We start from the raw sequence: 23,527 nt of genomic DNA on the forward strand, positions 1-23,527 counted from the left end.
GTGCCCTGAACAAAAGCCAATATGGCACTCTGACCCGGTGTTCGGGACTCGATGTGCAGGTAGCTGTGCAGGCGGCGGGGGCTTTCCGCGATGAGCGTTGACGGGCGGGACGAGTCACCCGGTGACGGTGGCCCGGAGGCCGGCGGCGGCCTGACCTCACCCCAGGTGCCGAACCAGGGCGGGCCGGGCGGCGTTCAGTACCTCGGCGGCTCGGTGGACGGCGCGGAGTACCCGGAGTACCTCGACGACCCGCTGGAGAACGTCCCGGCGCAGCGCGGGGGCAGCCTGCTGCCGCCCCGCGCGGACAGTGTGCTGCCGCCGCCCATCGAGCTGCCGCCGTCCGACACCGACCTGATCGGGCGGATGCGCTCGGGCGACGACACGGCGTACGAGGAGCTGTACCGGCGCCACGCCGACGCCGTACGCCGGTACGCGCGCACCTGCTGCCGTGACGGCCACACCGCCGACGACCTGACCGCCGAGGTCTTCGCCCGCATGCTCCAGGCGGTGCGCGGCGGCAGCGGCCCCGAGTACGCCGTACGCGCCTATCTGCTCACCACCGTCCGCCGGGTCGCCGCGAACTGGACGACGTCGGCGAAGCGCGAGCAACTGGTCGACGACTTCGCGGTGTTCGCGGCGCAGGCCGCGCGCGGCTTCGAGGTGGCCGCCGACCACGACACGCTGGATCTCGGCGCCGAGGTCCGCGCGATGCACGAGGCCGAGCGGTCCATGGCCATGCAGGCGTTCCGGTCGCTGCCCGAGCGGTGGCAGGCCGTGCTGTGGCACACCGAGGTCGAGGACGAGTCGCCGAGCGAGGTCGCCACGCTGTTCGGGCTGGACGCCAACGGCACGCGCGTGCTCGCCAGCCGGGCCCGCGAAGGGCTCAAGCAGGCCTACCTCCAGGCCCACGTCAGCGCCACCCTCGTCACCGACGAGGAGTGCTCCCGCTACGCCGACCGGCTCGGCGCGTACGCCCGCGGGGGTCTGCGCACCCGGGCCGAACGGGGGCTGCGCAAGCACCTGGAGGAGTGCGCCAGGTGCCGGCTGGCCGCGGGCCAGATCAAGGAGGTCGCCAGCGGCATCCCCGCCGTCGTACCGCTCGCGGTCATCGGCTGGTTCGGCGCCGCCGGGTACGCCAAGGTGGCCGCGCTGGTCGCCGGGGGCGCCGGAGCGGGTGCGGTGGGCGTCGGTGGTGCGGCGGCCGCGGCGAGCGGCTCGTCGTCCGGCGGGGCCGGGGGCGGCGCGGCGGTCTCGGAGGGGCTGGGCGCGCCGGTGAAGGCGGGGATCGCGGCGGGGGTCGTCGCCGTCGGGATCGCGGCGGTGGTGTTCGCGCTGGCCGGTGACCAGGTCCCGGAGAAGCCGGTTGCCCAGCCGGCCCCGTCCGCGCCCGTGAGCCGGCCGGAGGCACCGATGCCTCCCCCGAGCCCGGCGCCGGCCGAGCGGGAACCCGACCCGATCGTCCCGGCACTGGCCCCGGCCCAGGCGCCCGCACCCACCCCGAGCCCGAGCCCCAGCCCCACCCCGACTCCGTCCCGGACGCCCACCCCGAGCCCCACCCCGACACCGACGCCCAGCCCACCCCCGACTCCGACGCCCACGCCCACCCCGACGCCTCCTCCCCCGCCTCCCCCGCCGCCGGCCCCTGCCGACTACCCGTGGAACGAGTTGGAGTACGGCATCACCGGCGACGGCACCAAGCCCGAGATGCGGCTCGGCGAGAGCAGTTGGGTGTGGCAGCGGTGGGGGGTGGCGATCGCGGACAAGCAGTACGCGCGCGGGGTGACCGTCCACGGGCAGTCCTCGGTCACCGTCGATCTCAACCGCGACTGTGCCTCGTACGACGCCCTCGTCGGTGTCGACGACATGATGCTGGGAGTCGGCCAGGTCCGCTTCTCGGTGTTCGCCGACGGGATGCGCATGTGGCAGTCCGGGTCGGTCCGGGGCGGACAGGAGGCCGTACCCGTCCACGTCGACCTCACCGGACACAGGACGATCCGCCTGGTCGTGGAACCCCACTCGCCGTTCGACTCGGTGGTACTCGCGGACTGGGCGGAGTCCAGGTTCATGTGCCGGTGACGAGAGTGCGTTCGGGGGTGGGTGGCGGGTACAGGGAGGTGAGTTGGTCGAGCAGGGCGAGTACGTCGTCCGCGGTGAGTTCCGCTCCCGTCCTGCGCTCCGACTCGTACCGTGCCGCGCCCAGGACTCTGCGGGCCTCGGCCTCCGTCTCCTGAGCCCGCGCCGCGTCCGGCATCGGGCGTGGATACTCGCCCCGCCAGCTCTCCGAGGCCGCGAGCAGACGGGATGCGTGGGGCAGGTCGCCGAGCCGGGCCAGCAGTCTCGCCGTGCTGTCCACCAGCCCCGCCGTGATCACCTCGGCGCAGCGCTGCGCCACGGCCTCGCGCAGGGTGGCGGTCAGTTTCGCCAGGCCCTCCTCGGGCCCGCGCTCCTCGGTCGTGACGAGGGCGTCCATCCCGTCCAGCCAGGCCATGAACTGCGGCGGCGGGGTGCCGTGCGCGCTCTGCGCGCGGGACTGCTCGCACAGTGCCCGCGCGAGGGTGATGTCCCGCTCGTCCAGCGCCATCTGCGCCCGCAGCAGCAGGACGAACGCCCGGGAGTCCGCCACCCCGTAACGCTCGGCCGCCGCGCTCGCCTCGTCGAGGGTGGTCAGCGCGCCGGCGCGGTCGCCCTCGCGGTAGGCGATCTCGGCGAGCCGCGCGATGAGAAACGGCGCTTCGGCGTGGGCGCCCACCTCCTGGGCGAACCGCAGCGCCTCCGCGTACTCCCGCTTGGCCTCCTCGAAGCCACCGCGCGACATGGCGGCCTCCCCGGCCGCGCTGCACACCTGGGCCCGCACCCAGCGGTCGCCGACGCGCCGGCTGAGCACGCGCAGGTCCGCGAGGTCGTCGTCGACGCGCCGGCCGCGCAGGCCGCCCGCCGAGTCGACGACCAGATGCGTACGGAACATCAGGGCCACGGCGACCTCCCAGTCGCCGCCGTGGACACGGCAGTTGGCGATCACGGCGTCCAGAGCCGCCGCGGTGATGGCCGCAGGGTTGTTCGCCATGTCCCCGGAGCCGTCGAGGCCTGGACGGTGGGACAGGAAGGTGAACGCCCAGGCGAAGCCGGGCAGCCGGGCCGCTTCCGGACCGCCACGCTCGAAATGGGCACGCACCTCGGCGAGTTGGCGGTGCCAGTCCTCGCCGCGGGAGACGGTGGCCGGGTCGGCGTCGAGGGTCAGGAAGATGTGGAGCATACGGAGGTTCATGCGCTAGGCATGTCGCCGCGCACCTCCGCCCGTTCTGGTCGACCGGGCCAGCTTGGCCGACTCCGGGCCCGACTCCGGGCCCGGGGCCAGGTCTGGGGCCAGGTCTGGGGCCAGGTCTGGGTCTGAGGCCAGGTCTGGGTCTGAGGCAGGAGCCAGGTCTGGGGCCGGGTCCGAGGCACAGGCCGGGCCTGAGGCCAGGTCTGAGGCCGGAGCCAGGCCCGAGGCCGGAGCCAGTCGTACGAGGTGTTCGAAGACGTGGAGGTCGATGTGGTCCGGGGACGCCACCAGGCGATAGCCGCCGGGGTCCGAGGTGATGGTGTCCTTGCCGAGGGTGCGGCGCAGGCGGCCGACGAGGGCTTGGAGGGCTGCGGGGGCGTCCTTGGGCGGGGTGTGCCCCCAGACCTCGTCGATCAGAGTCTCGGGGGTGAGGGTGCGGTCGGGGGTAGGGCGAGGGCGGTGAGGAGGGCGCGGAGGCGCGGGCCGCCGAGGGGTACGGCGGTGCCGTGGTCGTCCTGGGCGTGGGTGACGCCCAGGATTCTGTACCGCACCGGCCTATTCTCGCCCCCGCCGCCCTTACCCGTCCCATCCCTGGGGGCTGCGCCCCCAGACCCCCTACGGCCCTGAACGGGACTCGTCCTCAAACGCCGGACGGGCTGGGGGTGCGGGCGTGGGCTGGACAGAAGCAGTAAACGGGTCGGCGGGTGGGAAATCACGACCCGAGCCGCACCCACCCCACCCGGCTAACCGCCGGAGGCGTGCGCTCCTGCGCCTGCTCCCAACGCGCCCCTCTGGGGGGTGATTCCCGACGGTACGGCTCGTTGGCGGGCCGGGGTTCCGGTCCAGCAGGTGCCTCGCCGGGAGAGAAGGCGGCGTAGCCACACCTCCAGGGAGACCAGGTCCGCCAAGCCGTCCAGGGGGAGGGGTTCGCCCTCCGAGGCGGCACGGAGGGCCTTGCGGACCACTCTCGCCTCCACCAGCCCCGCCTCCGCGAGCAGCGGCGTGTCGAAGAGGGTCATCAGGGACTCCACCGACACCCGCAGGCCCGTCCGAGACGCCGCGTTCGCCGACGCGTGGGAGGGAGCGCCCCAGCCGGGGGGCAGGTCCGCGACGCCGGCGCCTTCCAGGACCGTACGGAGGATGGATGCCCGGGCGCCCGGTTGGACGCGCAACGCTTCGGGGAGGGCCCGGCAGGCGCGTACCACCTGGTTGTCCAGGAAGGGCGTGTGCAGGCGCTGGAAGCGAATCTCCGCGGCCTGTTCCAGGACACGTACATCGGCCGCCTGACGGGTCAGTGCCGCCCGCGCGCGGAAGTCCCCCGGGCGTTGGCCGGGGCCGACGCCGACACCCGCGCGGTCCGTCGCCCAGTTGAGGCGAACCGATACTTCAGCCAGCGCCTCACCGGTCAGCCAGCGCGCGGCCGGGCCGGGTCTCGCCCAGGTGAGCGCGGCCAGCGAGGCCCCCACCGCACCTCCGGGCTCGTCGAACCGGCGCTGCATCAGACGGTCGGCGAGGTTCTCTATGCCGGCCCGGTAGGGCGTACGGGAGAGTTTGCGGGCGGCACCGTACACGCGCGCGGGGACCAGCACCGAGCCGTCGGCCTTCGCGAGCGCCGCCACGGGACGGACCAGGTGGCGTCGCTTACGGTCCATCAGGAGGTCGGCCAGGCGGGCGGGGTGGGCGTCCAGCACCTGCCGGGCGCCGTAGCCGGTGAAGTGGTCGGCGCTGCCCGAGGCCAGACGGGCGCGATGGCGGGCCGCCGTCACCAGGGACGGGCCCGGTTCGTCGGTCAGCGGGCCCTCCAGGTCGGCGTACGGGAGGACGTCCTCGCCGCCCGCCACCACCACGTGGTGCAGGCGCGGGTTCGCCGCGAGGGTGCCCGCCCGCTCCAGTTCCGCCTCGCGCCCGCCCACCACCAGGTCGTTGAAGGTGACCGCCACGAGCCGCTCCCCGGCGCCCGTGCCGTGCCCCAGTACCGTCCCGGGCATGCCCGGGAGGCCCGCCGCCAGGAGCGCGAGTGTCCCCGAGGCCGGCCCGCCGGACAGGTCCGCCCCTATCCCCGGGACGGGCATCCCGCGCGCGGCACGCCGTTCCGCGGGACCCATCCCGGGCACCGGCCCGGGGTCCACGTCGGCGCCGGGTACATGGCGAGGGGCCGACAGCCGGGCGCGTACCGCCTCGACCAGCGCGTCCCGTACGCCGTCCACCGCGCTGTCGGGGTCCACGGAGGCTGCCGCGACCGCGAGGGAGGCCACCGGTTCGTACCCGGCGATCTCACGTGCCCCGGCGCGCAGGATCAGCGCGTGCCCGGGCGGAATGCGCCGTACGCCGTCGTAGGGGGTCGAGTCGTGCAGCGCGGCCGGTACGTCGGGGGCCGCGAGGAGGGCGGCGAGATGGCCGAAGTCGAGGTTGGCCTCGATGAGGTCGGCGAGCGGAAGGGCCGCCGTCGCATAGGCCGTACCGCCCGCCCAGGGGACGTGGAACACCGGGCGCGCGCCCGCGAGGTCGCCGCAGACCATGAGCCGGCGCCCCACCTGGACGATCGCCGTGTAGCTGCCCGGCCAGGCCGTCAGATGGCGAAGTGCCCCTCCGCGGGCGGCGAACAGCGCGACCCGCAGCTGCTCGTCGGTGGCTCCGCAGGTGCCCAGGACAGCGATCCGGGTCTGGTCGTCGGCCCGCACGACGCGCACCTCGTCGGGGCGCCAGTCGCCGACCGCCCAGAGCGGATCGGGGTCTCCCCAGAGGAGTTGGGAGCCGACCGGGTGGACCGTCTCGCCCTCGTAGCCGGTCGCCCCAGCCGCGTATCCGGCACCGGTTCCGCTTCCGGCTCCGCCGGCCGTGTAACCGGCAGGTCCTGTCGCGAACTTGGCGGCCACAGCTGCGGTGCTGCTCCATCCCACCAACCACCGCATCGACGCCTCCACAGGCTGTGGACAACCAGTGCACCGGACGAACTCGGCACCATGCTGCCATGAAGGACGCGCCCAGGAGGGACGGCGGAGCCGCTCGTGCTCCCCGAAGTGCGCCCCTGCGAACTCCTGTGCACCCCCTGGAACATGCCCGCAGCGCTCCGAACGCACGCGCCGACCAAGGGACTTCAAGGTACTCCGGGGATTTTCGGGGTTGCCCGAGGCTCATTCGAAGTCCGAAGGAAGGGACTTCGGCGGTCGGATCAAAAGATCGCCGTTCCCTGGCGGGAAGTTCGCAACCCGTCGAGCGAAGAGTTCGCGACACAAGGGCGAGATGGCTCCGGGAGGGCCACGGGCTGACCGCGAGACGGGCGACGCCACGGCCGCGACCTGAATGCGCCCCCGTTACGCTCCCCCAAGACGCCCCACGCGCCCTCAATTTCCGTGGTGGGAGGGGTAATCGACCCGGTACGACAGGGTCTGTTTTCGGCCAAGTTGGCGAAGCCCAGGCAGGCTCGCGCACGCTCCGTACAGGCTCTGCGGAGCGCAGCGCCTACGCACAGTCCGGGAGGCGGAGTTCGCCTCCCGGACCGGTCCGCCGCCCGCGGGGATGTAGGCGGCGGTGTCCCCCAGCCCACTGGATCCAGTACAGCGGGCCGACCCACGCAGGATCCATGGAAGCGCTCCCGCCATGGCCGGAGAAGAGCGCACGGACAGGCGCACGGCCACACGTCGGGGGCACGTCGCAACGGTGCGTACATCCCCAGAACTTCCGTACGGACCACAATCCCGCCATCCGGAACAATGCCCCTTAACGCTTGGGATGCGGCGAACTACGCTGGGTTTACGAATGCCGGGTGGTTATGCCAGCGCGGCAGCCGTCTGTGTCGAGGGGTGGCGCATGTCCAGGGAGCAACGCGGGCCGAACGAAAAACTCGGCGCCGTTCTCGCCCTCGCGGGAATCAGCAACGCAGGACTCGCGCGTCGCGTCAACGATCTTGGCGCTCAACGCGGGTTGACTCTTCGCTACGACAAGACGTCGGTGGCGCGCTGGGTGTCGAAGGGCATGGTGCCGCAGGGCGCCGCGCCGCACCTCATCGCGGCCGCCATCGGCCAGAAGCTCGGCCGCCCGGTGCCGCTCCACGAGATCGGCCTGGCAGACGCGGACCCCGCGCCCGAAGTGGGCCTCGCCTTCCCCAGAGACGTCGGACAGGCCGTCCGCTCGGCCACCGACCTCTACCGTCTCGACCTGGCGGGCCGGCGCGCCGGCTCCGGCGGCATCTGGCAGTCGCTCGCCGGATCGTTCGCGGTGAGCGCGTACGCGACGCCCGCCTCACGATGGCTGATAACCCCGGCCGACAGCTCGGTGGCACGCGACGCGAGTCCCTCCGAGGGCTCCGGTGCACCGCTGAAAGTCGGCCACAGTGATGTGCAGAAACTGCGGGAGGCCGCGGAGGACGCCAGGCGCTGGGACTCCAAGTACGGGGGCGGCGACTGGCGTTCCTCGATGGTGCCCGAGTGCCTGCGGGTGGAGGCGGCACCCCTGCTGCTGGGGTCGTACTCGGACGAGGTGGGACGCGCGCTGTTCGGGGCGTCCGCCGAACTCACCCGTCTCGCCGGCTGGATGGCCTTCGACACGGGACAGCAGGAGGCCGCCCAGCGGTACTACATCCAGGCGCTGCGACTCGCCCGGGCGGCGGCGGACGTACCGCTCGGGGGGTACGTACTGGCCTCGATGTCGCTGCAGGCCACCTACCGGGGCTTCGGCGACGAGGGCGTCGACCTCGCGCAGGCCGCCCTGGAGCGCAACCGGGGCCTCGCGACGGCCCGCACGATGAGTTTCTTCCGGCTGGTCGAGGCGAGGGCCCACGCGCGCGCGAGTGACGCCCACGCGGCGGGCGCTGCGCTGCGCTCCTCGGAGAGCTGGCTGGAGCGGGCCCGCGACGGCGACGGCGACCCCTCCTGGCTCGGCTTCTACGGGTACGACCGCTTCGCCGCCGACGCCGCCGAGTGCTACCGCGACCTGAAGGCACCGCGCCAGGTCCGCCGTTTCACGGAGCAGGCACTGTCGAAGCCGACGGAGGAGTTCGTGCGCTCGCACGGGCTGCGGCTGGTCGTCTCGGCGGTCGCCGAGCTCGAGTCGGGCAACCTCGACGCGGCATGCGAGCAGGGCGTACGGGCGGTGGAGGTCGCGGGGCGCATCTCCTCGGCGCGCACCACCGAGTACGTGAAGGATCTTCTGCACCGGCTGGAGCCCTACGGGGACGAGCCGCGGGTGGTGGAGCTGCGGGAGCGGGCCCGGCCGCTGCTGATGACTCCGGCGTAGATTTCAGAGCGTCCGCAGACGCTGCGACGGGTGTTCGCTTTCTGTGTCCGCTTCCTGCGTTTGAAGTGACTGTCAGTGGCGCAGTGCACTATCGAAAGCAGGAGGTGGGGCGCGGTGGAGCTGACGCGTGGGTTCGCTTACGACTGTGACGTGCTGGTGATCGGTGGGGGGATCGTCGGTCTGTCGACGGCGTATGCGATCACGCGCGCCGCCCCGGGCACCCGGGTGACGGTGCTGGAGAAGGAGTCGGGCCCGGCGCGGCACCAGACGGGCCGCAACAGCGGGGTGATCCACAGCGGGATCTACTACCGGCCGGGATCGCTCAAGGCCGAGTACGCGGTGCGGGGCGCCGCCGAGATGGTCAAGTTCTGCGCGGAGTACGGCATAGCGCACGCCGTCACCGGCAAACTGATAGTCGCCACGGAACGGGACGAGCTGCCCCGTCTGCACGCCCTCGTCCAGCGCGGCCGGGAGAACGGCATTCCGGTCCGGGAACTGGGCCCCTCCCAGATCGGGGAGTACGAGCCGGAGGTGCGAGGCCTCGCCGGCATCCACGTGGGCACGACGGGCGTCTGCGACTACGGGGCGGTCGCCCGGCAGCTGGCCGAGTCCTCCGGGGCGGAGATCCGGTACGGGGCCGAGGTGGTCCGCGTCGACCGGCGGCCGGAGCTCGGGGTGGCCGTGCGGACGGCGGGGCCGGGCGGCGGCGAGATCGTGCGGGGGCGGGTCCTGGTCAACTGCGCGGGGCTGTACTGCGACGAGGTGGCGCGGCTGACCGGCGACGACCCAGGGATGCGGATCGTGCCGTTCCGGGGCGAGTACTTCACGCTGGCGCGGCCCGAGCTGGTGCGGGGGCTGGTGTATCCGGTGCCCGATCCGGCGTTCCCCTTCCTCGGGGTCCATCTCACCCGGGGGATCGACGGGAGCGTCCACATCGGGCCCAATGCCGTGCCGGCGCTGGCCCGCGAGGGATACGGGTGGGGAACCGTACGGATGCGCGAGCTGGGGGCGACGGTGGCGTGGCCGGGGTCGTGGCGGATAGCCGCGCGGCACTGGCGGTACGGAGGCGGGGAGCTGCGGCGCTCGGTGTCCAAGAAGGCGTTCGCGCGGGCGGTCCGGAGGTTGTTGCCGGTGGTGGCGGACGGGGATCTGGTGCCCGCGGCGTCGGGCGTGCGGGCGCAGGCGGTGCTGCGGGACGGGACGCTGGTGGACGACTTCCTCATCCGGGAGGGGGCGAGGGCGGTCCATGTGCTGAACGCGCCCTCGCCGGCGGCGACCGCTTCGCTGCCGATCGGGCGGGAGGTGGCCCGGCGGGCGCTGGCCGTGCTGGGTGGGTGAGGCGGGGGTTCCTTCGGCGTCGCCGAGCTGAGAAGCGGGCCTGGGCTGGATGGATGCGGCGAACGGGTGGGGTGGTGGGAAGCCGGGCCTGTGCCGCGTCCGCGTCTGCTGTGGACGCCGGACACGTCGGTGTGCTCGCGGCGGTAAAATCGGCCGCACTGTGTCTGACTCCCTTGACTCCGCCGCCCCCTCCCCCGGGCCGACGCCCACCCCGGCCCCCGCTCCCGTCCGGGCCAAGGGCGAGCCCCGGTTTCCCGGCGGGCCGCAGGCCGATCCCGCCGGGTCCCACTTCGAGCGGCGGATCAGGAGCTTTCAGCCCCGGCGCAGCCGGGTCACCGCCGGGCAGGGTGACGCGTTGCTGCGGCTGTGGCCCAAGTGGGGCCTCGACATCGACGGCCACGCCCTCCGCCTCGGCGAGTTGTTCGGCGACGACCTGCCCGTCGTACTCGAGATCGGGTTCGGGATGGGCGAGGCCACCGCGAGGATGGCTGCCGACGATCCCCGTACCAACATCCTCGCCGTCGACGTGCACACCCCGGGCCAGGGCAATCTGCTCAACCTCGCCGACCAGCAGGGACTGACCAACATCCGTGTCGCCAACGGTGACGCCATCATCCTGCTCCGCGAGATGCTCACCCCCGACTCCCTGGACGGCCTGCGCGTCTACTTCCCCGACCCCTGGCCCAAGAAGCGGCACCACAAGCGGCGGCTGATCCAGCCCGAGTTCCTCGATCTGGTCGCCGACCGGCTGCGCCCCGGCGCCGTCGTGCACTGCGCGACCGACTGGGAGCCGTACGCCGAACAGATGCTCGACGTGCTCGACGCGCACCCGGAGTTCGAGAACACCCGGCCGGACGGCGGTTACGCACCCCGGCCGGAGTTCCGTCCCCGGACCCGTTTCGAGGGCCAGGGGCTGGAGAAGGGTCATGTCGTGAACGACCTGCTGTTCCGCCGCGTACAGCACCCGTAGAGCACGCCCAGAACCTCAGAACCTCACGTCCCCTCCCGCACCGTCGCGGGCCGCGTCCCTCCCTCGTTAGGGTCAATGCCGTGGCCACCTTTCCCCCGTACCCGACGCATCCCAGTGGCCCGGCCGACGGTCCCGTCGGCGGGGCGCTGCGGCACGCGCACTGGTGGCAGCGGCCCTGGGTGCGTTACGGCGCCCTCATCAGCCTGCTCGCGCTCTCCGGGCTCGTCATCCTCGCCCTGGTCCGCGAACAGACCGGCACCGAGGGGTTCCTGGTCGGACTCGGGCTCGCCGTACTGCCCGTGCCGTTGCTCGTCGCCGCGTTCCGGTGGCTGGACCGGGTCGAGCCGGGCCCCTGGCGGAACCTGGTCTTCTCCTTCGCCTGGGGCGCCTGCGCGGCGGCCCTGATTGCGATCGTCGCCAACAGCTTCGCGACCAGATGGATAGCGACGGCCACCGCCGACCCGTCGGGCGCGGACACCCTCGGCGCGACCGTCATAGCGCCGATCGTCGAGGAGTCCGCCAAGGCGGCCGCCGTACTGCTCATCTATCTCTTCCGGCGGCGCGACTTCACCGGGATCGTCGACGGGGTCGTCATCGCCGGGGTCACCGCCACCGGTTTCGCCTTCACCGAGAACATCCTCTACATCGGCACCGCGTTCGGCACCGACCAGCTCACCGGAGACACCGGTATCGCCTCGGTCACCGCGGCGACCTTCTTCGTACGCGTCGTCATGTCGCCGTTCGCGCACCCCCTGTTCACGGTCCTCACCGGTATCGGGTTCGGGATCTCCGCGCTGTGGGGTGAGGGCCGGCCCGTCCGCCGGGTGCTGCTGCCGCTGACCGGGCTGCTGCTCGCGATGAGCACGCACGCCTTCTGGAACGGCTCGTCGACCTTCGGGGAGTACGGGTTCATCGCGGTGTACGCCGCTTTCATGGTGCCCGCGTTCGGTCTGCTGACCTGGCTGGTCATCTGGACCCGCCAGCGTGAGCTGCGGACCGTGCGCGCCGAGTTGCCCGCGTACGCGATGGCCGGCTGGCTGGCCCCGGCCGAGCCGTACGCCCTCGGCTCGATGCGCGCCCGCCGCCTGGCCCGCGAGTACGCCCGCCGCCACCTGGGCAGGCCCGCCGCCCGTGCGGTGGCGCAGTACGAGGCGTACGCCACCTCACTCGCGTTCCTGCGTCACCGGGGGCGCCTCGGCCGCGCGGGCGCCGACTTCGTCGTCCGGGAGCAGGAGCTGCTGGGCGAGCTGTGGGAGCGCAGGGCGGTGGCCCGCCCGGCCCTGGACCACGCGGCCCGCGCCATCGCACCGGCCCCGGTTCCCGTGCCACCGGTCACCTGGCCGCCGTACCCCTACAGCCCCCACAACAGCCACGGCCACCACTACGGCCACAACCGCCCCGCCTACGACCCGTACCCGGCCTACAACCCGTACCGCTGGTAGCCGGGCTCGAACTACGAAAAAACCGGTAGTCCTGACGCCGATGAACGAACGTCAGGACTACCGGCGAGAGACCGGGGAAGGCGTCTCCTACAGGACTGGTTCCTCAGGTTCCTACGGGTTGAGGCCCATGCTCCGCAGCCACGCCATCGGGTCGATGCCGGCACGGTCCGAGCTGCTGGTGTGCACCTCCAGGTGGAGGTGGGCCCCGGTGACGTTGCCGGTGGCGCCGACGCGGCCGATGACGTCACCCGTGGCGACCTTCTGGCCGACGCTGACGTTGATCGACGACTGGTGGGCGAACCACAGCTCGGTGCCGTCGTCGAGGGTGAGGATGGTGCGGTAGCCGTACGAGCCGCTCCAGCCCGCCTCGGTGACCGTGCCACTGTGGATGGCCTTGATCGGCGTGCCGGTGGGCGCGGCGAAGTCGAGGCCGGTGTGGTAGCCGGAGGACCACAGCGAGCCGGCCTGGCCGAACGTCGAGGTGATCGTGTACGAGGAGGTCGGCAGCGTGTACTGCTTGGCGAGCGAGGCGAGACGCGCGGCCTCCACCTTCGCCGCCGCGGCCTCCGCGATCTTCTTCTTCTCGGCGGCGACCTTGGCCGCGGCCTCCCGCTTCACCTTGGCGGCCTCGACGGCGGCCTTCTTCGCGGCGGCGTCCTGGGCGGCCTGCTGGACCTTGGCCTCGGCCTGGTCCTTCTGCTGCTCGGCCTGGAGGATGATGCGGCTGCGCAGGGCCTCGCCGGCGTCGCTGGTGCCCTGCTCGGTCTCCTCGGTTGTCACGCCGACGCTGCTGAGCGCGGTGGCGGAGCCCTTGGGCTCGTCGTCCGAGTCGTCGTGCGTGAAGGGCGAGCCGACGGAGGGCAGGTCGGGGATGGAGATCGAGACCGGCGGCTTGCCGCTCTGCGCGGTGGCCATGCCGGCCCCGCCGACAGCGGCTATGACGCCGACGCCGAGAACGGTGGAACTGCGGGCGAGCCCACCACGCTGCTTGCCGACGCGGTGCCGGCCGCGAACAGGGAGGACGGAGTCCGCACTGGGATTCCACTCCTCCCAGGGGCCCTCGTCGGTGCGGTAGCCGCCGAAGCCGAAGGTCGGGATCTTCCCGTCCTCGGTCTCGCTGCTGCGCCGGTTCGGCACGGAGGGGGCTTCTGGGGCAGGCGGGTTTGACGCCACGTGGGCGTGCTCCTTTCCTTCCTTCTCGCCTACCGGGTTAGCTGACGGGTTCGGAGCAGGAAGGTCTCCTACGCGCGTATACCTGCCGTGTCGCCACGGCGGCGGACGAGCGATTCACCCCAAGGTGGTGGTTCCCCGGTTCCCTTGCGGGATTAGGCACTTGCGCACGGAGCCGACTCTTGTGACGGCTGGGACTACCGCGCTGCGTTATCGAACGTTAATAGACCTGGACACCGGATTCCAAGCTGTTCCCGTTGATCGTTAATCCTTTTCCCGAGGACTTTCTGGGTCACCACCGGTGAAAATCGGGCGAGTTGACCATGCCCTAAGTGACTACCGAGTTTTGACGAGGTGTCAGATGTTGTGCGCAACGAGATCGCTCACTCACCCTTGGTGACAGGCGATGAAAACCGACTGCGGCCAGGGCACAAACGACTCAGGGCCGGAAAACCATTTTCATGGTTTTCCGGCCCTGGGCCTTCAGTAGCGGGGACAGGATTTGAACCTGCGACCTCTGGGTTATGAGCCCAGCGAGCTACCGAGCTGCTCCACCCCGCGCCGCTGAACACAACTATACGTCATCCGAGGGACCTCGATCACCACCCTCGGCCCGGCCCCGCAGAAGCGGCACGTCAGCCGGGCAGGTGGGCGTTGGGAGCCTTGGCCCGCTCCGCGAACTCGGGGAGCACGACGACCTCGACACCCTCCCCGGAGAGCAGCCCGCTCCCGTCCGCCGCCACGACGAAGGTGTCCGGCTCGCGCCAGGCGGTCACCACCCGGCGGACGCCCGCGTCGAGGATCAGCCGGGCGCAGGGGGCGGGGCGGGAGGCGCGGCGGGCGCAGGGCTCCAGGCTGCTGTAGACGGTGGCCGTCCGGAGCCGGGGGTCGGCCGGGTCGAGCTTCGCGAGCGCCGACTCCTCGGCGTGCACGACCGGGTCGCCGCCCTCCCGGGAGTGCCCGCGCGCCAGTTCCGTACCGTCGGAGGCCACCACCACCGCCCCCACGCTGAACGCCGTGCGCGACGGCGGACAGAGCTGGGCCAGTTCGCACGCCAGTGCCAGCCAGTGCCGGTCGGCGGCGGAGGCGAGCGGACCCGCGCCGGGGGCGGTGGGCTCGTACCGCATGAGGACGACGTCGTCGATCCTGCGCGTCTCCGTGAGCCGGAGCCGGCCGCCCTGGTAGCCGCCGGGGCCGAAGAGGCGGGGGGCGTCGGGGTCGCCGACGAAGAGGGGCGCGAGGACGAGCTGGAGTTCGTCGGCGAGGCCCTGCCGGAGGAGCTGGGTGTGGACGGTGCCACCGCCCTCGACCATGAGGCGCCGGACGCCCCGTACGTCATGCAGGTGTTCGAGCAGGGCTCGCCAGTCGAGCGCGCCGGGACCCAGGGCCACGATGTCGACATCGGCGCCGAGGCCGGCGCGCCGGGCCTGTGCGGCACCCTTGTCCGTCGTGTACACGGCCTTCTCGCCGCCCGTGTGCCAGAAGTTGGCGGCCGGGTCCAGCTCCCCCGAGCCGCTCACGGTCACCTTGAGCGGATACTCGGGCTTGCCGGCCGCCAGCCGCGCGGCCCGCCGCTCCGGCGAGTTGACCAGGAGACGCGGGTTGTCGGCGCGGATGGTGCCGGCGCCGATGAGGATGGCGTCGCTGGACGCCCGTACTTCGTCGACGCGGTCGAAGTCGGCGGGGCTGGAGAGCAGCAGCCGCTCGGGGCCGGTGTCGTCCAGGTAGCCGTCGAGAGAGACGGCGGCGGACAACAGGACGTGCGGGAGGGGCATGGGTCGCTCTCTTCTTGACCGGGCCTGGCTTGGTTCAAGTTTTAAACAAACCTACACTGGTCTCATGACGACCCGCTGGCTCACTCCCGAGGAGCAGCGCGCGTGGCGCGCGTACGTCGCGGCCTCCCTGCTTCTGGAGGACGCGCTCGACCGGCAGCTCCAGCAGGACGCCGGGATGCCGCACCTCTACTACACGATCCTGGCCTATCTCTCCGAGACGCCCGAGCGACGGCTGCGCATGACCGATCTCGCCGAGAAACTGAAGATCACGCGCAGTCGGCTGACGTACGCGGTGGCCCGGCTGGAGAAGGACGGTCACGTACGGCGCGAGGCCTGCAAGTGGGACAAGCGGGGCACGGTCGCCGCGCTGACCGAGGAGGGCATGGCGGTACTGGAGCGCACCGCCCCGGGCCATGTCGCGACGGTCCGCGGGGCCCTCTTCGACCATCTGACCCCGGAGCAGGTGGGTCAGCTGGAGGAGATCGGTAAGCGGATCGAGCGGGCACTCCAGGGGGACGGGACGGAGTCGGCGCCGGAGGGCCTGCCCTGGCTGCGCAGGTCGTCACCCTCGTGCGGCGCCGACGAGGGCGAGTCGGGCGGCTCGGGCGATTCCCGTGGCTCCGGCGACTCCGGCGCATGAGGACTCCCACAACCCCATTGCTTTAACTTTGAAGCATGGGATAGGGTCACTCTTCGAACGAGGATCTGCTTCAAATCTGAAGCAAGACTGAGCAGGAGCAGGTCCGGAGGATCGATCAGACCGACCCGGGAGCCCCGCATGCCCGACCTCACCGCCGCCACCCAGCGCTCCCGTGTCCGGGTGCCGCTCCGCTTCCACGATGGCTACAGCGTCGACACCGAGCTGGTCACCTTCCACGGCCTGACCGACGGCCAGGAGCACGTGGCGGTCATCATCGGCGAACCGAAGCCCGGCACCACCCCGCTGGTCCGGCTGCACTCCGAGTGCCTCACGGGCGATGTCTTCGGCTCGGCCCGCTGCGACTGCGGCCCGCAGCTGCGCGAGGCCGTCGAGCGCATCGCCGAGCACGGCGGCGTCCTGCTCTACCTCCGCCAGGAAGGCCGCGGCATCGGCCTCTACAACAAGCTCGACGCGTACGCCCTCCAGGACGAGGGCCTCGACACCTACGCCGCGAACGCCGCCCTGGGCCTCCCCGAGGACGCCCGCGACTACACGGCGGCGGCCCAGATGCTCCAGGCCCTGGGCATCGACTCGCTGGACCTCCTCTCCAACAACCCGGACAAGGCCAACCAGCTCCGGGCCCTGGGCATGGACGTCCACGACCGCGTCCCCACGGGCGTCTTCACCACCCCGGACAACGTCCGCTACCTCCGCGCGAAGGTCCTCCAGACCCAGCACACGCTGCCGCTGGGCGAGTTGGGCGGCGTGGGCGGGCACACCGGCCGCGCCGAGCTGAGCGTGGGCTGACGGCGTTCCGACAGGGCCGCCGGCCGATGACGGCGAGCTGCTGAACAGGCTCGCTCACACGCGGTCCACGGGAACGGTTGGAGTGGTGCCCAACCGGTTACTCGTGCGGAATGCTGCGAATACTGAGACGACACGGACACCACGACGAACATGACGAGCCCGGCCGATACGACGGTCACAGCGATCCCGACGGTCGCTACGGACACGACGGGCACGACCGGGATTTCGGGCATCACGGGCACTCCGGGCCCAGCACGGCCGGCGGACCTGACCGACCCGGCGGCCCCGTGCGACCGGCCGAACCCGACCGACCGGGCACCGCGGACCGTACGTCCGACACCGCGCCGGCGCCTCATGCCGGGCCGGACGAGCAGGTCGAGCGGCGGGCGCCCGACACTCCGACCGACCTGCCCAGGAGCTCCTGGTTGGCGGTGCTCAAGGGCACCGCGAAGGAGTTCCAGAAGGACGAGCTGACCGACCGGGCCGCGGCACTGACCTACTACGGGATCCTCGCGCTGTTCCCGGCCATGCTGGTGCTGATCTCCCTGCTCGGGATCATGGGCCCGTCGACGTCGCAGCGAGTGCTGGACAACATTCAGAACCTGGCCCCGGGCGCGGTCCGGGACGTACTGCGCAACGCCGTGCAGCAGATGCAGGGCACCGCCGGGATCGGCTCGGTCATGGCGATCGTGGGCCTGGTGCTCGCGGTGTGGTCCGCCTCCGGCTATGTCGCCGCGTTCATCAGAAGCGCCAACGCGGTCTACGACGTCCCCGAGGGCCGCCCGGTCTGGAAGGTACTGCCCGTCCGCGTCGCCGTGACGGTGGTCCTGATGATCCTGGCCGTGGTCAGCGCGGTGATCGTCGTGTTCACCGGCGGCCTCGCCCGGAAGGCGGGCGGCGCGCTGGGGATCGGCGACACGGCGCTCACGGTGTGGTCGATCGCGAAGTGGCCGGTGCTGGTGATCCTGGTCACGGTCATGATCGCGATCCTGTACTGGGCGACGCCGAACGCGAAGATCCGCGGCTTCCGCTGGATCACGCCGGGCAGTTTCCTGGCGCTGGTGATCTGGATGGCCGCCTCCGCCGGGTTCGCCGTGTACCTGGCGAACTTCGCCTCGTACAACAAGACCTACGGCACCTTCGCCGGCGTGATCATCTTCCTGGTGTGGCTGTGGATCACGAATCTGGCGATCCTGCTGGGCCTGGAGTGCGACGCGGAACTGGCCCGCCAGCGGGCCGTCGCAGGCGGCCATCCGGCCGCCGAGGAGCCCTACGTACAGCCTCGGGACACCCGGAAGTGGGACGCGGAGGACCGCCGCCGCTTCGAGTCCTGAACCGGCGGCCAGCGCCCCGTGTTCCGGCGGGGTGACGCGGCGACGAGTGGGTACTCGCAGAGCCGATCGATCCGACAAACGCGCAGGGCAGAGTCGTACGAGCGTCAACGAACGCCGACCGGGCCCGCCGCACACATCGACGAACGCCGACGAAAGCCGACGAAGGACGGGTGAGCACCCATGACAGCACAGGGCTCCCACCGAACGGACAACGGAGCGCAGGAACCGGTGGGCGACCTGGTCCAGCGTGCCTCGCAGCAGTTGTCACAGCTGGTCCGCGACGAGATGCGGCTGGCCCAGGCGGAGATGACCGAGAAGGGCAGGCGGTTCGGTAAGGGCGGCGGCCTGTTCGGCGGCGCCGGCGTGCTGGGTGTGCTCACCCTGCAGGCCCTCGCGGCCGCCGCGATCGCCGCGCTGTCGCTCGCCATGGACGTGTGGGCGGCGGCGCTGATCGTCACCGCCGTCCTGGCCGTCGTGACCGCGGTGATGGCCGCGCTCGGCAAGCAGCAGTTCAGCAAGGCATCCCCGCCGACGCCCGAGCGGACGGTGGACAGCGTCAAGGCCGATGTGGCCGCTATCAAGGAGAGTGCACACCGATGACCAAGGACAAGTCGCAGCAGGGTGCTGAGGCAACACCGTCTCCCGAGGAACTACGGACGCGGGTGGAGGCGACACGCGAGAAGCTCGGCGAGACGGTCGAGGCCCTCGCCGCGAAGGCCGACGTCAAGGCCCGGGCCCAGGAGAAGACGACGGCCGTCAGGCAGCAGGTCGCCGAGAAGTCCGCCCAGGTCGGGGCCCAGCTGCGGGACAAGGCGACGCACGCGGCCCACGCCGTGCAGGACAGGACCCCCGAACCCGTGCGCGCCAAGGCGGTGACGGCCGGCGAGCAGGTCCGCGACAAGGCCGTGCACGTCGCTGAACTGGCCCGGGACAAGGCCCCGGAGCCGGTACGGGAGAAGGCCGGCCAGGGGATGCGTGCGGCGCGCGCCAATCGCGCCCCGCTGCTCGCCGCCGGAGTGATCGTCGCGCTGCTCATGGTGCGCCGGTCGAGGAGGCACCGATGAAGGGCTCGAAGATCGCCTACAAGCCGGTCGGCATGGCCGTGGGCGCCCTCGGTGGTGTCCTGGCCGGGGCAGTGTTCAAGCAGGCCTGGAAGCGGCTCGCGCACGAGGACGACGCCCCTGACGCCACGGACGAGTTCCGCAGCTGGCGCGAGATCCTCCTGGCAGCCGTCGTACAGGGCGCGATCTTCGCCGGCGTCAAGGCGGCCGTCGACCGCGGCGGCGCCACCGCCGTCCGGCGCCTGACGGGTACCTGGCCGGGGTGAACCTCCGGGCCGCACCTCCGGAACGACGTACTGGGCCGCGCGGCGAACGCCGCGCGGCCCAGTAGGTTCACCGTGAGATCAGGCGGTGGTGATGTTCTCCGCCTGGGGGCCCTTCTGGCCCTGGACGACGTCGAACGTCACGGCCTGGCCCTCCTGGAGCTCACGGAAGCCCGAGGAGTTGATCGCGGAGTAGTGCGCGAAGACGTCCGGACCGCCGCCGTCCTGGGCGATGAAGCCGAAGCCCTTCTCCGCGTTGAACCACTTCACAGTTCCCGTAGCCATAGTCATGCCTTCCAGTCGATGAACGTCTGCCCCCTTTGGGGAAGACGGAGGTGATCGCCCTGGTCCCTGCGGCACAGCACAGCAAAGCGCCCACACCAAGGGCGTGGGCAAGGGAACTCCGAACCACGACAGCTCGCACAGACGCTACCGGTCCGCGCCCGCCATCACCACAGAAAAAACTGCGCGTCGCATTTCGGCCACGCGTGTGGGTGATGGCCCGCCGACCCGGCGGGCACGCTCACGTCAGTTCGCCGCCGACGGATTGGACGATGTGTCGGCACGCCGGTATTCGGCGTTGATGCGCTGGGCTTCTTCGAGCTGGTCCTCAAGGATGATGATCCGGCAGGCGGCCTCGATCGGGGTGCCACGGTCGACGAGCTCACGCGCGCGGGCCGCGATGCGCAGTTGGTAGCGGGAGTAGCGGCGGTGTCCGCCCTCGGAGCGCAGTGGCGTGATCAGTCGCGCTTCGCCGAGGGCCCGGAGGAACCCGGGAGTGGTACCGAGCATCTCGGCGGCCCGGCCCATCGTGTAGGCGGGGTAGTCGTCGTCGTCAAGACGGCCCAGCGAGTCGTCTGCTGTCATCTCACCTCTCTTGTGGAACGTCTTGTGGAACGTCTTGTGGAACGCGTCGAGGGGCCTTGGTGCCGTAACGGCACCAAGGCCCCGAAGGAACTGCAAACACCATCTGCCGGCCCTACTACTGCACCGGCCTTCTTTTTCCGCACGATTGTCTGATATGCCGACGTGAGTGCGGGGATCGCGGATGTATGACCGGAGACCACCTACCTATCGATGTCCTGCGGTACCCGGGCCCAGCTTCCGCCCGGGCGATCCTGATGGCGCTCGACTCCTCCGTTCTTCCCTCTGGGTCAACAACTATCGAACAGGAACTGCGTACTGGTACTGCCGGTACCGCTCATGGCGGCCCCCTGATCACTGCGGGCCACCCGGTCCGGTCGTCAGTCCCGTCGCCGACCTGCGACAACCTTGGCTTCGGAACTCCACCACCGCACCGTCATGCGATCTTCAACTGCGGCACTGCTGCCCGGCAGTTCGTGTCTGCCAGGCCTCGCTCGATCTCGTCTACAAGAGAAACCATAATGACCCGAGCCGCCAATGTCTACTCCGACGAGCATAGATTTTGGTGAGCTCGACGATGAGGTAATCACCTGTGGGCCGATCGGCGGAGAGAGGCCGTCCCTCCTGGGTGTCACCGCCCGAGCCACCCGGACGGGCCGTTGCATAGAATCCGATGCCATGCCGAAGCCTGACGACCTGATCGTTGACATCGCCGCCCTTGTGGAGTCCGGGCGAAGCAATCAGATGTCCCTGACCGTGGTCACCGGTGGTGCTGTCATCACCGGTCGACTGGCTCCCGAAGCCGTGTGGCGGCGGAGGGTGTCGGACGTACTGACCGACTCCGATCAACTGGGCGAGTTCTCCGCCGTTTTCAACGCCCCCGCCAAGAGGGAGGGCCCGCCCACGCATCTGCACTTCCATGTCGCCCGGATCCTGCAGGGCACAGTGGGGATCCCGGAGACGGGCGGGATGTACCGCATCGCGATCGAGGACGTCAGCGCCTGGACCGTGGGCGACTTCAGGTACTCCGACCACTGACCCCGCCGACCCGCTGAGCCGGCGCCGCACCCAGGCCGGCCGGCCCGGCACGCATTGAGGGCCCTGCCGACGTATCGGCAGGGCCCTCGATGTTGTCCGGCTCGCGCCGGTCGGGTCGGTCAGTGGTCAGACGGCCACGGGAGTCCCGAGCAGCGCCGAAGCCTGCTCGAACGGGCTCTCCACACGTACCGGCTCGGCCTGCGGCGGAGTCCCGCAGGTGAAGCCGAGCCGGGTCATGGCCCGTACGACTTCGCCCGCGCTGAAATCGCGGGGGTCCTGACGGGTGACGACCTGGCCCACCTGCTTGACGGGGTAGCGGCGTCGCCCGATGACCACGGACTCACCGGTGACCGGCAGGGGTTTGACGCCCTTCATCGACTCCAGTACGCCGCTCTTGGTCAGGTCGAACGGGAAGCGTGCGATGACACAGCGCATGTTGCCTCACAGGGAGAAGCGGCGGAAACGGGTGAAGCGGGGGCGGTCGCCGGGACGACGACCGCCGGACCTCGAACGTCGGGAAGGCGTTACGCCGCAGCGGCGCCGGTCTGCCGTACTGACGCGCGGCGGGCCGCCGAGGCGGGGTGGCGCCGGCCGCGCGAGGTGCCGCGCTTCTTGGCGCGTTCGGCCACCGGTGCGGTGATGACGACCGGGACACCCGACGGCGCCTGGGCGCCGGTGATGCGCTGCAGGGCCTCTTCGCCCGAGCGGACCTGGGTGGTCAGCGGGCTGATGCCGGCCGCCATCATCAGGCGGGTCATGTCGCGGCGCTGGTTCGGGGTGACCAGGGTCACGACGCTGCCGGACTCGCCGGCGCGGGCGGTCCTGCCACCACGGTGGAGGTAGTCCTTGTGGTCGGTCGGCGGGTCGACGTTGACGACGAGGTCGAGGTTGTCGACGTGGATGCCACGCGCCGCGACGTTCGTCGCCACCAGCACGTTGACGTGCCCGGTCTTGAACTGCGCCAGTGTCCGGGTGCGCTGCGGCTGCGACTTCCCGCCGTGCAGGGCGGCAGCCCGTACCCCGCTGTTGAGGAGGTGCTCGGTGAGACGGTCGACGGCGTGCTTGGTGTCGAGGAACATGATCACGCGGCCGTCACGGGCGGCGATCTCGGTGGTGGCCGCGTGCTTGTCGGCGCCGTGGACGTGCAGCACGTGGTGCTCCATCGTCGTGACCGCACCGGCCGACGGGTCGACGGAGTGCACGACCGGGTCGGTCAGGTAGCGGCGCACGAGCAGGTCGACGTTGCGGTCGAGGGTGGCGGAGAACAGCATCCGCTGACCCTCGGGACGCACCTGGTCGAGCAGGGCGGTGACCTGCGGCATGAAGCCCATGTCGGCCATCTGGTCGGCCTCGTCGAGGACGGTGATGGAGACCTGGTTCAGCCGGCAGTCGCCGCGGTCGATGAGGTCCTTGAGGCGTCCGGGCGTGGCGACGACGATCTCGGCCCCGCCGCGCAGCGCGCTGGCCTGCCTGCCGATCGGCATCCCGCCCACCACCGTGGCCAGCCGAAGCCGCACGGCGCGGGCGTACGGGGTGAGCGCGTCGGTGACCTGCTGCGCCAGCTCACGCGTCGGTACGAGGACCAGACCCAGCGGCTGCCTGGCCTCGGCGCGCTGCCCGACCGTACGGGCCAGCAGCGCCAGCCCGAAGGCGAGGGTCTTGCCGGAGCCGGTGCGGCCACGGCCCAGTACGTCACGGCCGGCCAGGGAGTTCGGCAGGGTCGCGCCCTGGATCGGGAAGGGCACGGTCACGCCCTGCGAACCGAGCGCGGCCAGCAGCTCCTTGGGCATGTCGAGCTCGGCGAAGCCCTCGACGGCGGGAAGCGCGGGGGTGATCGTCTCGGGGAGAGCGAACTCACCCTGCGGCGCGGCGGGCCGGCGGCCGTAACCGCCGCCGGAACGGCCCTGGCCGCCGGAACGGCTCTGTCCGCCGGACCGGTTCGCGGTCGGCGCGCCCGATCGGCCGCCACTCCGTCCGGAAGCGGCACCGCCGCTGCGGGTGCGGGAGAAACGGTCGTTCGTACGTGTGCGGTTCATGCGGAACCTTCCTCGATGCGGCTCACATCTAGGAATTTCCGCAGCAACGAACCGCGCGGAGAATTGCAAGAATGGGCCGAAAGAATGCGAAAGCCAATCTGGCCGGCAGTGAATTCACGCGGGCACAGTTGCTGAATTGGATGAGTCGATTGAGTCAATCGAATCGATACGGAGTGACATCCGGGGCATCTACTACGCCCACGGACTCCGCCTCCGCGAAGTCGTCGCCTCAACAGGTGAAACCACTGCGAAAAAAATACATGCAGCTGGGGCCCGTACCCCGAGGGATGCG

At 71.3% G+C, this 23,527-nt stretch carries 21 protein-coding genes, 1 tRNA gene and 1 riboswitch; of the genes, 12 read left to right on the forward strand and 10 right to left on the reverse strand.

Features of this window, described 5'->3' with window-relative positions:
* Window positions 1–90: 90 nt before the first annotated feature.
* Complete coding sequence (locus QA861_RS20810) at window positions 91–2,076, forward strand: sigma-70 family RNA polymerase sigma factor (RefSeq protein ID WP_334589832.1); 1,986 nt, start codon at window positions 91–93, stop codon at window positions 2,074–2,076.
* On the opposite strand, the gene QA861_RS20815 is transcribed toward QA861_RS20810, so the two are convergent.
* The 3 genes from QA861_RS20815 to QA861_RS20825 form a co-directional block, all read right to left on the reverse strand.
* Window positions 2,063–3,265 (reverse strand): hypothetical protein, encoded by a 1,203-nt coding sequence (locus QA861_RS20815; protein ID WP_334589833.1) that lies wholly within the window; start codon window positions 3,263–3,265, stop codon window positions 2,063–2,065. The two genes, QA861_RS20810 and QA861_RS20815, sit on opposite strands and share 14 nt — an antisense overlap.
* Window positions 3,266–3,675: 410 nt before the next feature.
* The gene (locus QA861_RS47070; RefSeq protein WP_443041521.1) at window positions 3,676–3,813 is read right to left on the reverse strand and encodes a hypothetical protein; all 138 of its coding nucleotides are present in this window, start codon (window positions 3,811–3,813) and stop codon (window positions 3,676–3,678) included.
* Between the two features lie 192 nt (window positions 3,814–4,005).
* Entirely contained in the window at window positions 4,006–6,174 is a 2,169-nt protein-coding gene (locus tag QA861_RS20825) for an asparagine synthase-related protein (protein WP_334589834.1), read from the reverse strand.
* 898 nt (window positions 6,175–7,072) lie between these two features.
* Here QA861_RS20825 and QA861_RS20830 point away from each other — a divergent pair.
* The 4 genes from QA861_RS20830 (at window position 7,073) to QA861_RS20845 (ending at window position 12,247) form a co-directional block, all read left to right on the forward strand.
* The gene (locus QA861_RS20830) at window positions 7,073–8,497 is read left to right on the forward strand and encodes an NsdA family TPR-like regulatory protein (protein WP_006375679.1); all 1,425 of its coding nucleotides are present in this window, start codon (window positions 7,073–7,075) and stop codon (window positions 8,495–8,497) included.
* A gap of 120 nt (window positions 8,498–8,617) precedes the next feature.
* Window positions 8,618–9,835 (forward strand): L-2-hydroxyglutarate dehydrogenase, encoded by a 1,218-nt coding sequence (gene lhgD / locus QA861_RS20835; protein WP_334590637.1) that lies wholly within the window; start codon window positions 8,618–8,620, stop codon window positions 9,833–9,835.
* A 160-nt stretch (window positions 9,836–9,995) separates the two neighbouring features.
* Window positions 9,996–10,805, forward strand: a complete 810-nt coding sequence (gene trmB, locus QA861_RS20840; RefSeq protein WP_334589835.1) for a tRNA (guanosine(46)-N7)-methyltransferase TrmB — start codon at window positions 9,996–9,998, stop codon at window positions 10,803–10,805.
* An 80-nt stretch (window positions 10,806–10,885) separates the two neighbouring features.
* The gene (locus tag QA861_RS20845; protein WP_334589836.1) at window positions 10,886–12,247 is read left to right on the forward strand and encodes a PrsW family intramembrane metalloprotease; all 1,362 of its coding nucleotides are present in this window, start codon (window positions 10,886–10,888) and stop codon (window positions 12,245–12,247) included.
* Window positions 12,248–12,358: 111 nt separating this feature from the next.
* On the opposite strand, the gene QA861_RS20850 is transcribed toward QA861_RS20845, so the two are convergent.
* The 3 genes from QA861_RS20850 to QA861_RS20860 form a co-directional block, all read right to left on the reverse strand.
* Window positions 12,359–13,420, reverse strand: a complete 1,062-nt coding sequence (locus QA861_RS20850; RefSeq protein WP_334589837.1) for a M23 family metallopeptidase — start codon at window positions 13,418–13,420, stop codon at window positions 12,359–12,361.
* A gap of 11 nt (window positions 13,421–13,431) precedes the next feature.
* Window positions 13,432–13,589: riboswitch (cyclic di-AMP (ydaO/yuaA leader) on the reverse strand.
* 315 nt (window positions 13,590–13,904) lie between these two features.
* A tRNA-Met gene (locus QA861_RS20855) sits at window positions 13,905–13,978 on the reverse strand.
* A 74-nt stretch (window positions 13,979–14,052) separates the two neighbouring features.
* Window positions 14,053–15,192: a dihydrofolate reductase family protein gene (locus QA861_RS20860; protein ID WP_334589838.1), complete on the reverse strand. Its 1,140-nt coding sequence runs from the start codon at window positions 15,190–15,192 to the stop codon at window positions 14,053–14,055.
* A gap of 64 nt (window positions 15,193–15,256) precedes the next feature.
* On the opposite strand from QA861_RS20860, the gene QA861_RS20865 reads away from it, so the two are divergent.
* The 6 genes from QA861_RS20865 (at window position 15,257) to QA861_RS20890 (ending at window position 19,300) form a co-directional block, all read left to right on the forward strand.
* Window positions 15,257–15,832, forward strand: a complete 576-nt coding sequence (locus QA861_RS20865) for a MarR family winged helix-turn-helix transcriptional regulator (protein ID WP_334589839.1) — start codon at window positions 15,257–15,259, stop codon at window positions 15,830–15,832.
* Window positions 15,833–15,970: 138 nt separating this feature from the next.
* On the forward strand, window positions 15,971–16,639 hold the full coding sequence (locus QA861_RS20870; RefSeq protein ID WP_334589840.1) for a GTP cyclohydrolase II: 669 nt from the start codon (window positions 15,971–15,973) through the stop codon (window positions 16,637–16,639).
* A 77-nt stretch (window positions 16,640–16,716) separates the two neighbouring features.
* Window positions 16,717–17,973: a YihY/virulence factor BrkB family protein gene (locus QA861_RS20875; protein WP_334589841.1), complete on the forward strand. Its 1,257-nt coding sequence runs from the start codon at window positions 16,717–16,719 to the stop codon at window positions 17,971–17,973.
* A gap of 180 nt (window positions 17,974–18,153) precedes the next feature.
* Complete coding sequence (locus QA861_RS20880) at window positions 18,154–18,573, forward strand: phage holin family protein (RefSeq protein ID WP_334589842.1); 420 nt, start codon at window positions 18,154–18,156, stop codon at window positions 18,571–18,573.
* Entirely contained in the window at window positions 18,570–19,037 is a 468-nt protein-coding gene (locus tag QA861_RS20885; RefSeq protein ID WP_334589843.1) for a DUF3618 domain-containing protein, read from the forward strand. The genes QA861_RS20880 and QA861_RS20885 overlap by 4 nt, the downstream gene beginning before the upstream one ends.
* Entirely contained in the window at window positions 19,034–19,300 is a 267-nt protein-coding gene (locus tag QA861_RS20890) for a DUF4235 domain-containing protein (RefSeq protein ID WP_334589844.1), read from the forward strand. Before QA861_RS20885 ends, QA861_RS20890 begins: the two co-directional genes overlap by 4 nt.
* 78 nt (window positions 19,301–19,378) lie before the next feature.
* On the opposite strand, the gene QA861_RS20895 is transcribed toward QA861_RS20890, so the two are convergent.
* Together QA861_RS20895 and QA861_RS20900 are read right to left on the reverse strand one after the other, a co-directional pair.
* Window positions 19,379–19,582 (reverse strand): cold-shock protein, encoded by a 204-nt coding sequence (locus QA861_RS20895; protein ID WP_164320436.1) that lies wholly within the window; start codon window positions 19,580–19,582, stop codon window positions 19,379–19,381.
* A gap of 243 nt (window positions 19,583–19,825) precedes the next feature.
* Window positions 19,826–20,164, reverse strand: coding sequence for a helix-turn-helix domain-containing protein (locus QA861_RS20900; RefSeq protein ID WP_044471789.1), 339 nt, complete (start codon window positions 20,162–20,164; stop codon window positions 19,826–19,828).
* A 675-nt stretch (window positions 20,165–20,839) separates the two neighbouring features.
* Between QA861_RS20900 and QA861_RS20905 the strand changes: the two genes are divergently transcribed.
* On the forward strand, window positions 20,840–21,199 hold the full coding sequence (locus QA861_RS20905; RefSeq protein WP_334589845.1) for a hypothetical protein: 360 nt from the start codon (window positions 20,840–20,842) through the stop codon (window positions 21,197–21,199).
* 126 nt (window positions 21,200–21,325) lie between these two features.
* Here QA861_RS20905 and QA861_RS20910 read toward each other — a convergent pair whose 3' ends face one another.
* Both QA861_RS20910 and QA861_RS20915 read right to left on the reverse strand, forming a co-directional pair.
* The gene (locus QA861_RS20910) at window positions 21,326–21,634 is read right to left on the reverse strand and encodes an SCO5918 family protein (RefSeq protein ID WP_334589846.1); all 309 of its coding nucleotides are present in this window, start codon (window positions 21,632–21,634) and stop codon (window positions 21,326–21,328) included.
* Between the two features lie 89 nt (window positions 21,635–21,723).
* Window positions 21,724–23,235 (reverse strand): DEAD/DEAH box helicase, encoded by a 1,512-nt coding sequence (locus tag QA861_RS20915; RefSeq protein ID WP_334589847.1) that lies wholly within the window; start codon window positions 23,233–23,235, stop codon window positions 21,724–21,726.
* Between the last annotated feature and the right edge of the window lie 292 nt (window positions 23,236–23,527).

Origin of the sequence: Streptomyces sp. B21-083 (assembly GCF_036898825.1) — a bacterium.
Classification (GTDB): domain Bacteria; phylum Actinomycetota; class Actinomycetes; order Streptomycetales; family Streptomycetaceae; genus Streptomyces.

Excerpts from the sequence above, each read along its gene's own strand:
- QA861_RS20885 (WP_334589843.1), top strand. The coding sequence starts at position 18,570 with ATGACCAAGGACAAGTCGCAGCAGGGTGCTGAGGCAACACCGTCTCCC.
- QA861_RS20905 (WP_334589845.1), top strand. The coding sequence starts at position 20,840 with ATGCCGAAGCCTGACGACCTGATCGTTGACATCGCCGCCCTTGTGGAG.
- QA861_RS20870 (WP_334589840.1), top strand. The coding sequence starts at position 15,971 with ATGCCCGACCTCACCGCCGCCACCCAGCGCTCCCGTGTCCGGGTGCCG.
- QA861_RS20810 (WP_334589832.1), top strand. The coding sequence starts at position 91 with ATGAGCGTTGACGGGCGGGACGAGTCACCCGGTGACGGTGGCCCGGAG.
- QA861_RS20880 (WP_334589842.1), top strand. The coding sequence starts at position 18,154 with ATGACAGCACAGGGCTCCCACCGAACGGACAACGGAGCGCAGGAACCG.
- QA861_RS20825 (WP_334589834.1), bottom strand. The coding sequence starts at position 6,174 with ATGCGGTGGTTGGTGGGATGGAGCAGCACCGCAGCTGTGGCCGCCAAG.
- QA861_RS20890 (WP_334589844.1), top strand. The coding sequence starts at position 19,034 with ATGAAGGGCTCGAAGATCGCCTACAAGCCGGTCGGCATGGCCGTGGGC.
- QA861_RS20860 (WP_334589838.1), bottom strand. The coding sequence starts at position 15,192 with ATGCCCCTCCCGCACGTCCTGTTGTCCGCCGCCGTCTCTCTCGACGGC.
- QA861_RS20815 (WP_334589833.1), bottom strand. The coding sequence starts at position 3,265 with ATGAACCTCCGTATGCTCCACATCTTCCTGACCCTCGACGCCGACCCG.
- QA861_RS20895 (WP_164320436.1), bottom strand. The coding sequence starts at position 19,582 with ATGGCTACGGGAACTGTGAAGTGGTTCAACGCGGAGAAGGGCTTCGGC.
- QA861_RS20865 (WP_334589839.1), top strand. The coding sequence starts at position 15,257 with ATGACGACCCGCTGGCTCACTCCCGAGGAGCAGCGCGCGTGGCGCGCG.
- QA861_RS20830 (WP_006375679.1), top strand. The coding sequence starts at position 7,073 with ATGTCCAGGGAGCAACGCGGGCCGAACGAAAAACTCGGCGCCGTTCTC.
- QA861_RS20900 (WP_044471789.1), bottom strand. The coding sequence starts at position 20,164 with ATGACAGCAGACGACTCGCTGGGCCGTCTTGACGACGACGACTACCCC.
- QA861_RS20910 (WP_334589846.1), bottom strand. The coding sequence starts at position 21,634 with ATGCGCTGTGTCATCGCACGCTTCCCGTTCGACCTGACCAAGAGCGGC.
- QA861_RS20915 (WP_334589847.1), bottom strand. The coding sequence starts at position 23,235 with ATGAACCGCACACGTACGAACGACCGTTTCTCCCGCACCCGCAGCGGC.